10 protein-coding genes are annotated in these 13,369 nt (G+C 44.8%); 7 read left to right on the top strand and 3 right to left on the bottom strand.

The window, feature by feature from the left end:
* Positions 1 to 42 precede the first annotated feature (42 nt).
* From AC0YN7_RS19135 to odhB, 6 genes are all read left to right on the top strand, one after another.
* Entirely contained in the window at positions 43 to 1,413 is a 1,371-nt protein-coding gene (locus AC0YN7_RS19135) for an ATP-binding protein (protein WP_475811673.1), read from the top strand.
* A gap of 72 nt (positions 1,414 to 1,485) precedes the next feature.
* Positions 1,486 to 3,009: a leucyl aminopeptidase gene (locus tag AC0YN7_RS19130; RefSeq protein ID WP_475811616.1), complete on the top strand. Its 1,524-nt coding sequence runs from the start codon at positions 1,486 to 1,488 to the stop codon at positions 3,007 to 3,009.
* A gap of 29 nt (positions 3,010 to 3,038) precedes the next feature.
* The gene (locus AC0YN7_RS19125; RefSeq protein WP_475811615.1) at positions 3,039 to 3,746 is read left to right on the top strand and encodes a DNA alkylation repair protein; all 708 of its coding nucleotides are present in this window, start codon (positions 3,039 to 3,041) and stop codon (positions 3,744 to 3,746) included.
* 70 nt (positions 3,747 to 3,816) lie between these two features.
* Positions 3,817 to 4,794: an acetylxylan esterase gene (locus AC0YN7_RS19120; protein ID WP_475811614.1), complete on the top strand. Its 978-nt coding sequence runs from the start codon at positions 3,817 to 3,819 to the stop codon at positions 4,792 to 4,794.
* 376 nt (positions 4,795 to 5,170) lie between these two features.
* On the top strand, positions 5,171 to 8,086 hold the full coding sequence (locus tag AC0YN7_RS19115; RefSeq protein WP_475811613.1) for a 2-oxoglutarate dehydrogenase E1 component: 2,916 nt from the start codon (positions 5,171 to 5,173) through the stop codon (positions 8,084 to 8,086).
* Positions 8,087 to 8,092: 6 nt separating this feature from the next.
* Positions 8,093 to 9,301 carry a 2-oxoglutarate dehydrogenase complex dihydrolipoyllysine-residue succinyltransferase gene (gene odhB, locus AC0YN7_RS19110; RefSeq protein WP_475811612.1) on the top strand — a complete coding sequence of 403 codons (1,209 nt, stop codon included), beginning with the start codon at positions 8,093 to 8,095 and terminating at the stop codon, positions 9,299 to 9,301.
* Between the two features lie 85 nt (positions 9,302 to 9,386).
* On the opposite strand, the gene AC0YN7_RS19105 is transcribed toward odhB, so the two are convergent.
* From AC0YN7_RS19105 to AC0YN7_RS19095, 3 genes are all read right to left on the bottom strand, one after another.
* Complete coding sequence (locus AC0YN7_RS19105) at positions 9,387 to 10,616, bottom strand: MFS transporter (protein ID WP_475811611.1); 1,230 nt, start codon at positions 10,614 to 10,616, stop codon at positions 9,387 to 9,389.
* A 47-nt stretch (positions 10,617 to 10,663) separates the two neighbouring features.
* Entirely contained in the window at positions 10,664 to 11,107 is a 444-nt protein-coding gene (locus AC0YN7_RS19100) for a MarR family winged helix-turn-helix transcriptional regulator (RefSeq protein WP_475811610.1), read from the bottom strand.
* A 106-nt stretch (positions 11,108 to 11,213) separates the two neighbouring features.
* Complete coding sequence (locus tag AC0YN7_RS19095) at positions 11,214 to 12,071, bottom strand: AraC family transcriptional regulator (RefSeq protein WP_475811609.1); 858 nt, start codon at positions 12,069 to 12,071, stop codon at positions 11,214 to 11,216.
* 170 nt (positions 12,072 to 12,241) lie between these two features.
* Here AC0YN7_RS19095 and AC0YN7_RS19090 point away from each other — a divergent pair, with 170 nt between their 5' ends.
* Positions 12,242 to 13,369, top strand: coding sequence for a Gfo/Idh/MocA family protein (locus AC0YN7_RS19090; protein ID WP_475811672.1), 1,128 nt, complete (start codon positions 12,242 to 12,244; stop codon positions 13,367 to 13,369).

Below are 13,369 nucleotides of genomic sequence, written 5' to 3'. Positions count from 1 at the left end.
CTTTAACCGTTGTTCATAGACGTTGCCAGGGAGGAGTACATGATGCAGGCCATTCGAAAGCGCTATTTCCCAGCGCTTGCCGAGTATATCCGAAGTGGTAAGGAAGCATCGCTATTTCATGCCAGTGAACTTGGCAAAGAGCTTTATGGAATTAATCCTGAGGAAATTATTGCTATACATGAAGAATGTATACAATCACTCGTAGTGAATGTTGACTCGGATGAAGCTATTCGGTTGTATAATCGGTCATTCGTTTTTTTGATGGAAATAATGGTTACTTGTCGCTTTCGGCTACAACCTGATATAACACCTGAGCAGAAGTTTACTGAAATGCGAGAAATGCTATTTCGTTCAAATCGTTCGTTTGAAATGGTTAAAAATAAATACGAGAACGTTTTGCAACATATGGACAGCGGTATAGCTATTTTCGATAACGACGGTATTCTATCATTTATTAATGTACAGATGGCCAAGTTGTTAGACATGCCACGCAACATGCTAATCGGGTGTAATTTACGGGAAATATTAATGCACCCGCAGCTGACAATAAGCACGAAGCGAACGATACTTAGGCTGTACAAAGAAATGTTTCTTATGAAAAGCCGATATTACGAGTTTGAATACAAAGATGGCAAACATCTGCTCGTGACGGTTACATACGGTGATCAGCTGGACGGAGATTTTTTGTTCAGTGTTAAGGATGTGTCGGAGTACAAGCAAATTGAACAAACAGCGATGCAAAACGATAAACTTGCCATGCTAGGCAAAATTGCCGCTGCAATCGCGCACGAGATTCGTAATCCGTTAACAAGTATACGCGGTTTCATACAACTGCTACGTCCTTATCTTCTTGAAGTAGGCAAGGAAGAATATGCGCGTATTATTTTGACAGAAATTGACCGTGCGAATGACATCATTTACGAGTTTTTGAATTCGTCTAAACCGTCCGCGCCCATGAAGCAATTAGTGTCTATTGATCATTTAATAAAAGAAGTCGTTCTGTTAACAGAGAGTGAAGCGCTTCTGCGAAATTGTGAAATAAAGGCGGAGTGCTATTGCTCGGAGCATTATGTTTCCATTGACGTGAAGCAGGTCAAGCAAGTAATTCTTAATATAATCAAAAATGCGCTTGATGCGATCGAGGAAATCCAAGGTGAACGTAGAGGCCTTATCGATATCATAACGAGAAGCGAAGGCAAATATACCGAGATTATAATAAGAGACAATGGAAAAGGCATGGATAAGGCAACGATGAACCGCTTATTCGATCCGTTCTTTACGACGAAGCAATCCGGTACGGGACTTGGCCTATCAGTAAGCTACCGAATTATACGCAATCATAATGGATCGATACGGGTTGATAGTCACGCTGGAGTCGGAACGGAATTTACGATTTATTTGCCATTAGCCTAATAAACGATTAAAATCGGGGTAAACCACCCTGATTTTTTTATTTTCTAAATGTAGAAAGCGAGGATTAATAATATGAATGTACTATTTACATACGGCTTACAAGCCGCTAACCAGGCAACAGCGGACGCGGTCATTCGATTCATAAGTGAACAGGAGCTAGGGCATGGAGGGGGGGCTGAGCTCATTGTGGAGCCTCAGATCGATGCCGCTCTAAGAGGAATGCACGCGAAAGGATTATTTAAAGCGGAACAGGAGCAAGTTGAGGTCATAGCAACGCTAGGGCTTTATCCAGCCTCCCATATTATATTTGTAGGACTTGCACAAGCTGGCGGTGCGAAAGGGCTCCGTCTAGCGGCTGCTGCTGCTGCAAAAACATTAAAAAGACTACGTGCGGAGACTGTTCAGCTGCTTTTGCCTGATGCTGTGCTCGGAGGTATAGTTACGACGATTGGAGCCTCCAGAACAGCCCAAGCGATAACAGAAGGGTTGCTGCTTGCGCTCCATGACAGACAGCCGATGAAACGTGATCAGAAAGACCGCTTTACACTTAAGGACGTTACGTTTGTACCCCAAGGAGCAGTTATAGCGGCTACTAAGCAAGAGCTTTGGGAAAATGGAATATCAAGAGGGAAGCTCTTCACGGAAGGCGTTAGCTTTGCACGTGATTTGACCAATTTGCCAGGCAATGATCTTACACCGGAACGACTCGCTAATTATGCCGAAGAGCTTGCTATGGAGCTCGATTTGGAAATCGAGGTAATTGACGAATGGAGTGCTGCGGAACAAAGAATGGGCGGCTTGCTTGGCGTTGGCCAAGGTAGTATCAATCCTCCTAGAATGATTGTTATTCACTATAAAGGAGCGCCGCAATCTGACGAGGTGCTTGGTCTGATTGGCAAAGGCATTACGTTCGATACAGGCGGAATTTCGCTGAAGAGAGGCGAAGGCATGGAGGAAATGATCTCTGATATGGGTGGAGCTGCTGCAGTACTCGGCGCTGTCAAAATTATCGGTGAATTAAAACCTGCCGTAAACGTCATAGCGGTCATCCCGACTGCTGAAAATATGCCTTCAGACCGTTCGTTTAAGCCGGGTGATGTATTGCGGACAATGAGCGGTTATACAGTAGAGGTAGTGAATACAGATGCCGAAGGTAGATTAGTACTGGCAGATGGTTTAACAACAGCGATAACAAGGGGAGCAACCAAGCTGGTTGATGTAGCGACATTGACAGGCGCGGTTAGTGTAGCGTTAGGTATTGAAGCTACAGGCGCGGTTTCTAATAATGAGGCGCTTATGAACCAGGTGCTTGGCGCGGCTGAACGCTCAGGAGAACGAATCTGGCAGCTGCCAGCGTATCCGGAATATAAGAAGCTGATCAGAAGCGATGCAGCGGATTTGAAAAACAGCGGCGGTCGTTACGCGGGAACGATTACTGGCGGCTTATTTATTGGTCATTTTGCAGACGGTCTCCCTTGGGTGCATCTAGATATCGCTGGAACTGCATGGCTTGATTCAAGCAGAGGCTGGGAGCCTAAGGGAGCAACTGGTGTTATGGTCAGAACGCTAGTCGAACTTGTGGAAAACCAAGCGTAATCAATTATAAAGGTCTGGTGAGCGAACAGATGACGTATGAAGAGGTCATGCAGCAGTTGGAAGGTTTAGGATCAGAACAAACGAAAATGACTTTTATTCGTCATGGCGCGATGGAGCCTCTGTTTGGCGTGAAGATCGGTGATTTGAAGAAGCTCGTCAAATATGTGAAGAAAGATCCAGAGTTGGTATTGCGATTATTTGATTCCGGGAATAGCGACGCGATGTATTTAGCCGGGCTTGCCATTAATCCCAAAACAGTATCCAAAGAGCTTTTACAAAAGTGGGTGCAGCATGCGGATTGGTATATGCTTGCGGAATATACAGTTGCGGGAGTAGCTGCAGAGAGCCAATTTGCTCGTGAGCTAGCGTTGGAATGGATCGATTCGCCTCATGAAATGGTGGCTACCTGCGGTTGGAGCGTGTACGCGAATTTAGTGTCGATTACGGCGGATGAACTGCTGAATCTTGATGAAATAAGCAAATTGCTGAAGCGTGTAGGCGAGACCATTCATACGGAGCAGAACCGTGTGAAATATACAATGAATAGCTTCGTAATATCGACAGGTGTTTATGTTCAAGAGCTTCGTGAGGAAGCAGAAGCAATCGCGCAGAAAATCGGAAAAGTTGATGTCAATATGGGGAAAACGGCATGCAAGGTGCCTATGGCCTTTGACTACATTGAGAAAACCGTTGCAATGGGCAAAGCTGGCTTGAAGAAAAAGACCTGCATTTGTTAAAATCTTATCAAGTATAAGTTTCTACTCTCAAAATAATGGGGAATAATGGAATGTGAAAGGAATAAGTAAAATGAATAACGCTTTATTTGCATCAGACCGCAGGAGAAATGAATTGTTAGTGTACAATCCTGTAGCTACTTTAGATTTGGATGATTTAGATCGGTATTGGTCGGACATATTAAATAGTTATTCAGATAAGCCTCTGGACATAAAGCGCGAGTCAGTCGATACGCCTTTCCCGACCGTTCGCGCGGAACGATTGACCTATAAGGGTGGAGATGATACGCCTATTCACGGATGGTTTCTAGTTCCCGAGAAGGGTGAGAAACAGAAGGTACCTTGTATTGTAGCTTATCAAGGCTACACAGTAGACAAAGGATTGCCCGAGCGATATGCCGCTTGGCTACTTCTTGGATATGCAGTATTTGCCGTAGATGCTAGGGGTCAAGGCGGAGAGACGGGCGATTTATTGACGGAAGGCTCAGGTTCTATCAAAGGATGGATAACGCGGGGCATATCCCAAAAAGAGACGAGCTATTACCATGCAATAACGATGGATTCCGTAAGGGCTGTCGATGTGGCGATGCTGCAGCCAGAGGTAGATGCTTCGCGCATTGCGGTAACTGGCGCCAGTCAGGGCGGCGGACTCGCGTTGCTTGCAGCAGCGCTGCATTCGAAGGTTTGCGCGGTTGTTGCTGATATTCCGAATATGTGTCATATGGATTACGGTATTATGCACTCGACAGGCTCACTAACAGAAATAGCGCAATATGTAAAACGTTATCCGGAGAGCCTTAGCGCTGTACTTGATACGCTTGCTCATTTCGATTTATTAAACTTGGCAGAGAGGATTACGGCACCCGTTCTTATGTCTGTTGGTTGGAAAGACACCGTCTGCCTGCCAGAAACGATCTATGCGGTTTACAATCGAATTCGCTCACACAAACAGTTAAACGACTACCCATTTTCTGGTCATGAAGTTAGTGAGTATCAGACGAGAGCGGCCTTCGAGTTTTTGGAGAATGCGTTTGCGTCTGTTGTAGAGTGATTGAAGTATGCTTTACTTCATACAAATGAATGAATTAATCGCGAAGGAGCAATAATTCAAACTGAATTATCCGCTATAATTGCGGGCATACTATTAATTACATATCAGGTTTCATACATCGGAACATAAATCCATGCTTTTAATGGATGATATCAATGCCTTAAAGGTCATTGTTGGTAAACGGTTAATATACTAAAATATAAAGAAGCTGACAACTGGTGTTATTGCGCAGTTGAATAGCTTCTTCTTTGGTTTAGCACGGTGAGCTGCTTATTATAACAATATTTCAAGACGTGTAAGACAATGAACATGTATGTTAATGTTCACACTAGAAAATAATAGGACGGCAACGAATAGAGAGGGTGGAATTTCTGCAATGAGCATCCATGATGAGCGAAATCAATCGCCTTGGCAAAGCTACTATGGTCCCAATCTTGGGTATGTGCAGGAGCAGTACGAACGCTTTTTGACGGACCCAGAATCTGTTGAAACATCTGTACGCGAACTGTTTGTTCGCTGGGGGGCGCCGCCTTCCGAATCGCTTGGAACAGTTTCTACAATGACAGCGAAATCGGGGACGGAGCAATCAGCTTCGACGTTAAATGCGGTAACCGGGGCGTTTGATGCAAATATGTTAAAGAAGGTTGTAGCTGCGCATCAATTGATGCTCAATATTCGCAGATACGGCCATTTAGCTGCGGATATCAATCCGCTTGGGCTTAGCGCCACAGCAGATACGAAATTGACTGAGCCAGAAACATTCGGCTTGACGCAAGCTGATTTGACAGCTATACCGGCTTCGCTAATTTGGGATAACGCACCGTCATCCATTATAAACGGCTGGGAAGCCATTAATAGGCTCAGAGAAATTTATACCCGTTCAGCTGCTTACGAATTTACACATATCCATGACGAGAGCGAACGGAACTGGCTTCATAAGCAAGCGGAATCAGGATCATTTCCTGCTCCGTTATCTGATAGAGAGCGCTCCGCTTTGCTTGAGCGGCTTATGGAAGTTGAATATTTTGAAAATTTCTTGCACCGTACATTTGTTGGCCAGAAACGGTTTTCAATCGAAGGTGTAGATATGCTTGTTCCGGTATTGGACGAAATCGTTCGCGCAGTCGCTCATGACGGGGCTCAGCACATCTTGCTGGGAATGGCGCATCGCGGCCGTTTGAATGTATTGACACATGTGCTTGGCAAGCCGTATGAGAAGATTTTCTCTGAATTCCATCATGCACCTAACAAGGAGCTAATACCGTCCGAAGGTTCTATGGGCCTTAATTATGGCTGGACTGGTGACGTAAAATATCATCTAGGGGCAGATCGGGCTATTAAAGAGGGCGAGACGGTTCGTGCGAATCTAACGCTTGCTAATAACCCGAGTCACCTAGAGTTTGTTAACCCAGTAGTTGAAGGCTTCACGCGTGCCGCGCAAGAGAATCGCAGCAAGCCGGGAATGCCAGAGCAGGATACATCGAAGGCTGTTACGATTTGTATTCATGGCGATGCCGCATTTATCGGTGAGGGAATTGTAGCGGAAACGCTTAATTTTAACAAGCTAAAAGGCTATCACAATGGCGGAACGCTTCACATTATCGCGAACAATCGTCTTGGATTTACAACAAACAGCGTTGATTCCCGTTCGACACATTACGCGAGTGACTTGGCCAAGGGCTTTGATATTCCGATCGTCCATGTAAACGCGGATGAGCCGGAAGCTTGCCTAGCAGCTGTTCGTCTTGCTTGTGAATACCGTCTTCGTTACAACAAGGGGTTTGTTATTGATTTGATTGGATACCGCCGCTTCGGTCATAATGAAATGGATGATCCGGATGTAACGCAGCCGCTCATGTATTCGAAGGTTCGCAATCATCCAACGGTAAGCGTGCTTTACGGTGACAAACTGAAAGCGGAGCGCGCCATTTCCGAAGAGCAAGTGGAGGTACTTCGTCAACGTACGAATGACAAGCTTCAAGCTGCATACGATGCGATGAAAGCTAAGGCTAGTAAACCGAAATCGCGTGAGCAGCTGCAGCCTATAACTGTTTCTAAGGACGAGGCTCGTACAGCGGTACCGATTGAAGAGCTTCGCGAAATCAATTTGGAATTGCTGAACCGCCCAGAGGGATTCACGGAATATACGAAGCTACAACGTATTTTGCAGCGTCGGGCTACGGCTTTGAACGATGGCGAAAAGGTTGATTGGGCTCATGCGGAGACGCTTGCGTTCGCTACGATATTAGCTGACGGAACGCCGATTCGCCTAAGCGGTCAGGATTCGGAGCGCGGAACTTTTGCTCATCGTCATATCGTGCTTAACGACAATGCGACAGCTCAAAAGTTCTCACCGCTGCACATGCTGCCGCAAGCTAAAGCATCGTTTGCCGTGCACAACAGTCCTTTGTCTGAAACGGCAGTATTGGGCTTTGAATATGGTTATAACGTATATGCTCCTGAAACATTTGTTATATGGGAAGCGCAATATGGTGATTTCGCCAACGTAGCGCAGGTAATCTTCGACCAATTTATTTCAGCGGGAAGAGCGAAATGGTCTCAAAAATCAGGAATCACGATCTTGCTGCCGCACGGATATGAAGGTCAAGGACCTGAGCATTCAAGCGCTAGACTTGAGAGATTCCTGCAGCTCTCGGCAGATAATAACTGGACGGTAGCGAATCTGACAACTTCCGCTCAATATTTCCATTTACTGCGTAAGCAAGCATCGATACTTGGCACAGAGCATGTTCGTCCGCTTGTTCTGATGGCGCCTAAGAGCTTGATTCGTAATCCACGCGTCGCATCGCATGGAGTCGATTTTAGCGAAGGTTCTTTCAAACCTGTTTTGCCGCAATTTAGCTTAACAGAGCCGAAGGAAATGAAGGAAAAAGTGAGACGCTTACTGCTTTGCACGGGTAAGGTTGCCATTGATATCGAAGAAGCACTCTCATCGCGGAATGCTGAGGATAATGAATGGCTTCGCGTTGCTCGAGTGGAGCAATTATATCCATTTGCTCAAGCTGAAATCGAAAATATCATAAAACAATTTGATAAACTAGAAGAGATCGTATGGGTACAAGAAGAGCCGAAAAATATGGGCTCTTGGAGCTTCATGGAGCCGCGTCTACGCTCAGTAGCACCTAAGAAGGCAGCTGTTCGATATGTGGGCAGACAGGAACGCTCCAGTACGGCAAGCGGACATCAAGAAATTCATGCATCCGAACAACAATGGATTATTTCAACCGCATTAGATGGTAAAGCGGTTGAGTCAAGTTTGATAAGGGGGTAGTGACAAGTGGCTGAAATTAAAGTACCGGAACTAGGCGAGTCCATATCAGAAGGCACAATTACGAAATGGTTTGTGAAGGAAGGCGACTCCGTTAATCAAGGAGATGTCCTACTAGAGCTTGAAACGGATAAAGTAAATATTGAAATTAGTGCGGACAACAGTGGAGTAGTTGAACGTATTGTGAAAAAAGATGGTGATGTCGTTCAGGTTGGAGAAGCTATCGGTTCTATTGGAGCTTCTGCAGGCGGCTCAGCAGCTCCTGCGGCTCCAGCTGCACAACCTGCTGCAGCAGCGCCAGCTGTTGTCGCACCTGTTGCGCCTGCCGCTCAGCCGGCAGCTCCTGCGGACAGCGCTTCTGCCATTATTGCATCGCCGGCGGCTCGTAAACGCGCTCGTGAGCAAGGCATTGATTTATCACAAGCTCAGACAGGACAAGCTCCCGCACCGGTTGCTGCACCGCCAGCTTCTGCTCCAGCAGCAAAAGCAGAGCCAGCTAGCGTAGTTAAAGACGCGAAGCCGACTGAGCGTAAAAGGATGTCACGTCGCCGGGTTACAATTGCAAATCGTCTAGTTGAAGCACAACGTACGGCAGCAATGCTAACAACTTTTAATGAAGTTGATATGACTGCTATTCTTGATTTGCGTAAACGTCGCAAGCAAGCATTCTTTGAGAAAAACGATGTGAATCTCGGATTTATGTCATTCTTCACTAAAGCGGTAGTTGGCGCGTTAAAAGCATTCCCACTATTGAATGCTGAGATTGATGGCGAAGAAATCGTTGTGAAAAAGTTCTATGATATCGGTATTGCGGTGTCAGCTAAGGAAGGTCTTGTCGTTCCAGTTGTACGTGAGGCTGATCGACTTAGCTTTGCAGAAATCGAAAAAAGCATTGGCGCGCTTGCAGCTAAAGCTCGTGCTAACACATTAGCTATTTCTGATCTACAAGGCGGAAGTTTCACAATTACAAACGGCGGCGTATTTGGTTCCTTGCTGTCCACTCCGATTTTGAATACACCGCAGGTTGGTATTCTCGGTATGCACAAAATTCAAATTCGTCCGGTAGCAATTGATGATGTGAAAATGGAAAATCGCCCAATGATGTATATCGCACTGTCGTACGATCACCGTATCGTAGATGGAAGCGAAGCGGTTCGATTCCTCGTGATCGTGAAGCAATTGCTTGAAGATCCAGAATCCCTTCTTCTAGAAGGCTAATATAAAATAATAAATGGGACTGTCCTCGACGTAGATTTTTCTACTGGAGGGCAGTCCCTTTTTATTGAATATCTTTCTTAATGTATTAGGATACGAATGCTGTGTGATCAGTGGAAGGAGTGATCCGTTTACGTTTGTGGTGAAGTGTAAAGTAGATGACGGATGATAAAACAATGACAATTGCGCATATAACATACATAACACTGTAACCGAAGTTTGAGGCTAACGCTCCAAGAGAATAGGAGCCGAATCCGTAACCCAGATCAAATAGCAGATAGAAGGTTGCAGTAGCTAGTCCCCTTTTATGCACTGGGGCAGCTAGAACGGCAATCGTCTGGAAGCAAGGCAGCAATGCTCCGTAGCCAAGACCGATAATGGCGCCCGATACGAGCAGCATAATTGGCGTCTGAGCTTGACTAAGTAGAAGCATACCGATTGCAAAAACGGCAATGCTTGGATAGACAATAACATGCTCACTCATTCGATCAATAAGCTTTCCAATTATAGGACGTGGTAAAACGATCATAATGCCGAAGCAAACAAAGAAGTAGCTGGCATATTGATCGATTGCTCGCGCATGCGCAAAGATCGACATAAATGTCACTATGCCACTGTACGCGAAAGCTACTACAAATCCGCAAATTGCGATTGGAATGGCTGTACGCTCAATTAGATTCCGCCATTTAAACTTTTGTGCAGCAGGAAGAGAAGTGAACTTATCTTCAACAGCAGCAGCTTTCGGCTGGTCTTTATGTCGTTTCTTAATAGAAGCACCTAGAACAAGAGCAATCAATGCACATACCGCACACATGGCGAACATGGCTGTGAAGCCCCATTTTGAAGTAATGGTCAGACCTGCGAACGGACCGATTACCATTGCAAGGCTCATAAACAAACTAAAGTAGCTTATTCCCTCTCCCTTGCGGTGCTCAGGAATTATACTGATTGCGGTTGTATTCGTTGAGGTTGTAGCAATAGCGAAGGTGCCTCCGTGAAAAAAACGAACAAGCAGCAGCATCGCATAACCAAAAACGCCTAAATAAGCTACGGAACATAATAAAAATAACAATAAAGATATGGTGACTACTTTTTGCTCACCAAACCGGTTCATGAATTGGGCAGCGAAAGGTCTGAGCAAAACCGCTGCAATAATAAATATGGTCATGGATAAACCCGCTTGGGTTTCGGTACCACCAAGTCCATTGGTTACATAGGAGGATAAGGCGGTCGCGAGCGTATAAAATGCAAAAAATAAAAAAAAGCTGCTCAAACAAACCTTAATGAAATCTCCGCTCCACAATTTTGTATGACTCATTAAATGTTCCCCTCTCAGATGCAGACAAAGCCAGTTGCTGGAAGGCATCATTCATTTTTTTGTGCTAGATGTTCATCCACGTTTTTATTGACTTTGGACATAAATAGTTTAAATACTTCCATTTCCTCTTCTGTGATGCTCTTTAAAATACTTTCGACAAAAGCAGCTTCTATTGGTGCTAAGGCATGCGCGGCAGCCCTTCCTTTATCAGTTACTTGCAGCAGCAATGATCTCCGATCTGCTGGATTAGCTGCACGCAGCACAAGTGCCTTGCGCTCTAACTGATCAACGAGGCGTGTAAGGTTGGCAGGGTCCTTCTCGGTGCGCTGAGCCAAATCCTTATGACTAATATCGTCCTCCGCATCTAAGCAAACGAGCAGAGACCATTGCTCAGGAGTGACATCATGACCTTGGAAAAGCTGTTGTAAGCAATGACTCAGCTTTCGTCCAGTATTGCTGATTAAATAACCAGTGGAATTTTTTAGATCCATCGTTTTCACCTGCTTCTCTTAAATTAGTTGTTATAACAATAATACGCTAGACAAATAAAAAGGTCAACCGCTGCAATCACAGAACCCATCGCCTCGGTTGACATATTTAGTTAGTGCTGTTTGATTTCAGCTTATGTTGTTTACGGTATTGCTCCGGTGTTAAATAAGTTTGAAGCTTGAAGGCACGGCTGAAGTGAGAAGGATGCTTAAAGCCTACTTCATAGCCAATGTTGGTAATAGGCTGGTTGCTGTCGATAAGCTCAACCTTTGCCTGGTAGATTCTTCGTTGCATAAGAAATTGGAAAATAGTTATTCCGGTTACTTCTTTAAAGGTTTTGGCTAAGTAATATTTACTAAGATGCAGCTCGGACTGTATGCCTTCAAGCGTTATATCATCATGATAGTTATTCTCTAAATAGGAGATTACTGCTTGTACATGATGTTCTTTGGAGGATGGGAATTTAGTTATCGCTTCAAGCGGCGGTTTGCAAAGCTCACAGATCATGAGCATAAAATCGAGTAGTACAGCCTGAAAGCGTTGGTGTGAGTGAGTCGTATGTTGTTTATATAGCTGCTCAAGCTTTTGAAGTGTTGCTTCTATTTCGATCTTCTCTGCTCCGCGCAGCTGTAATCGTACATTTTGAAGCTTCTGAAACGGAATAAGAAGATCTGGGGCATACGCTGGCTGAATGAACTGTTTAAAATAGGAAGGGTCTAGATGCATCGTTGTTCGATGATAAGGCTCGCTTGGATCAACGTGAGCTCTGTGCAGCGTCATGCCATGCATGAGCAATAGATCACCTTCTTCTAGCACATAAATACGATCATTAATAAGATAGTTTACTTTTCCCCCATGAAAATAGTAAATTTCATAATAAAAGTGGCTATGGTATGGGATATAGGCGTTATAGTCATTGCTGGTGCCAATGTCAAAAGGTAAACCGAATTTTTGCTGTGTGCCCACTAACTCACCCCCGTTGGAAATACCCTCATTATACACCAAGCAGAGTCAAATAAAAGCGTAAACAGATTAATTCGAATGAAGTCATCACTTCTTTAAAGTGCTACCATAAAAGCATGAAGTATATCATTAAATGCCATTAAAATATTTTCAAATAAAGGAGATAAACAATGATGAGCGTAGTTCGTCTAGGTATTATTGGGCTTGGGAATATGGGGAGAGCACATATCAGTTATTTAAAGACCGGTGAAGTGAAAGGCGCTGTAATAACGGCTGTTAGCGACAGCATACCGCAGCAACTGGATTGGGCAAAAGCAGAGCTTGGTAATGAGGTTGCTTTTTTCTCAAGCCCCTATGCACTCATGGTCTCTGGATTGGTAGATGGCGTTCTTATTGCAACACCTCATTTTTCACATCCGGAGCTATCAATTGCTTGTTTCGAACGTAATCTGCATGTATTGTGTGAGAAGCCGGCTGGCGTGTATACCAAGCAGGTTAGGGAGATGAACGAAGCGGCAGGCAAGACGGATGTGAAGTTCAGCATGATGTACAACCAACGTACAAATCCACTTTACGTAAAGCTTAAGGATCTCATCGATTCAGGTGAGCTCGGAGAGGTGAGAAGAACCAACTGGATCATTACGAATTGGTACCGTTCGCAAAGCTATTATGATTCGGGAACATGGCGGGCTACATGGGCTGGCGAAGGCGGCGGTGTACTGCTTAATCAAGATCCTCATCAGCTCGATTTATGGCAGTGGACGATCAGTATGATGCCAAAACGCGTTCGTGCTTTTTGTTATTTCGGCAAACACCGGGACATAGAGGTCGAGGACGATGTGACTGCTTTCGTAGAGTACGAAAATGGAGCGACTGGCGTTTTTGTTACAACGACCGGAGAAGCGCCTGGGACCAATAGGCTGGAAATCAGCGGTGATCGCGGTAAAATTGTCATTGAAGACAATAAGCTGACATTCTGGAGACTTCGTACACCAGAGCCAGAGTTTAATAAACAATATAAAGGCAGCTTCGGCGCTCCGGAATGCTGGAAATGTGAAATACCGGTAAGTGGGAACAGCTTGGAACATAAAGGCATAACACAAAACTGGGTTAATGCAATTTTGCATAATGAGCCTTTAATCGCTCCAGGTGAAGAGGGTATCAAGGGATTGATGCTTTCCAATGCAATGCTGTTATCGACGTGGACGGATAGTTGGGTGGATCTTCCGATTGATGAAGAATTATTTCATAAACATTTGCAGGATAGAATCGAAAACTCTTCTTATAAGAAGGAGGTTTAA

The organism is Paenibacillus sp. J31R122, assembly GCF_056269185.1.
Note: the sequence above shows the minus strand (reverse complement) of the source record. Positions and strands in the feature narration are given on the sequence as shown.

Coding starts and splice junctions, on each gene's coding strand:
- AC0YN7_RS19135 (WP_475811673.1), top strand. CDS start 43: ATGCAGGCCATTCGAAAGCGCTATTTCCCAGCGCTTGCCGAGTATATC.
- AC0YN7_RS19130 (WP_475811616.1), top strand. CDS start 1,486: ATGAATGTACTATTTACATACGGCTTACAAGCCGCTAACCAGGCAACA.
- AC0YN7_RS19125 (WP_475811615.1), top strand. CDS start 3,039: ATGACGTATGAAGAGGTCATGCAGCAGTTGGAAGGTTTAGGATCAGAA.
- AC0YN7_RS19120 (WP_475811614.1), top strand. CDS start 3,817: ATGAATAACGCTTTATTTGCATCAGACCGCAGGAGAAATGAATTGTTA.
- AC0YN7_RS19115 (WP_475811613.1), top strand. CDS start 5,171: ATGAGCATCCATGATGAGCGAAATCAATCGCCTTGGCAAAGCTACTAT.
- AC0YN7_RS19105 (WP_475811611.1), bottom strand. CDS start 10,616: ATGAGTCATACAAAATTGTGGAGCGGAGATTTCATTAAGGTTTGTTTG.
- AC0YN7_RS19100 (WP_475811610.1), bottom strand. CDS start 11,107: ATGGATCTAAAAAATTCCACTGGTTATTTAATCAGCAATACTGGACGA.
- AC0YN7_RS19090 (WP_475811672.1), top strand. CDS start 12,242: ATGAGCGTAGTTCGTCTAGGTATTATTGGGCTTGGGAATATGGGGAGA.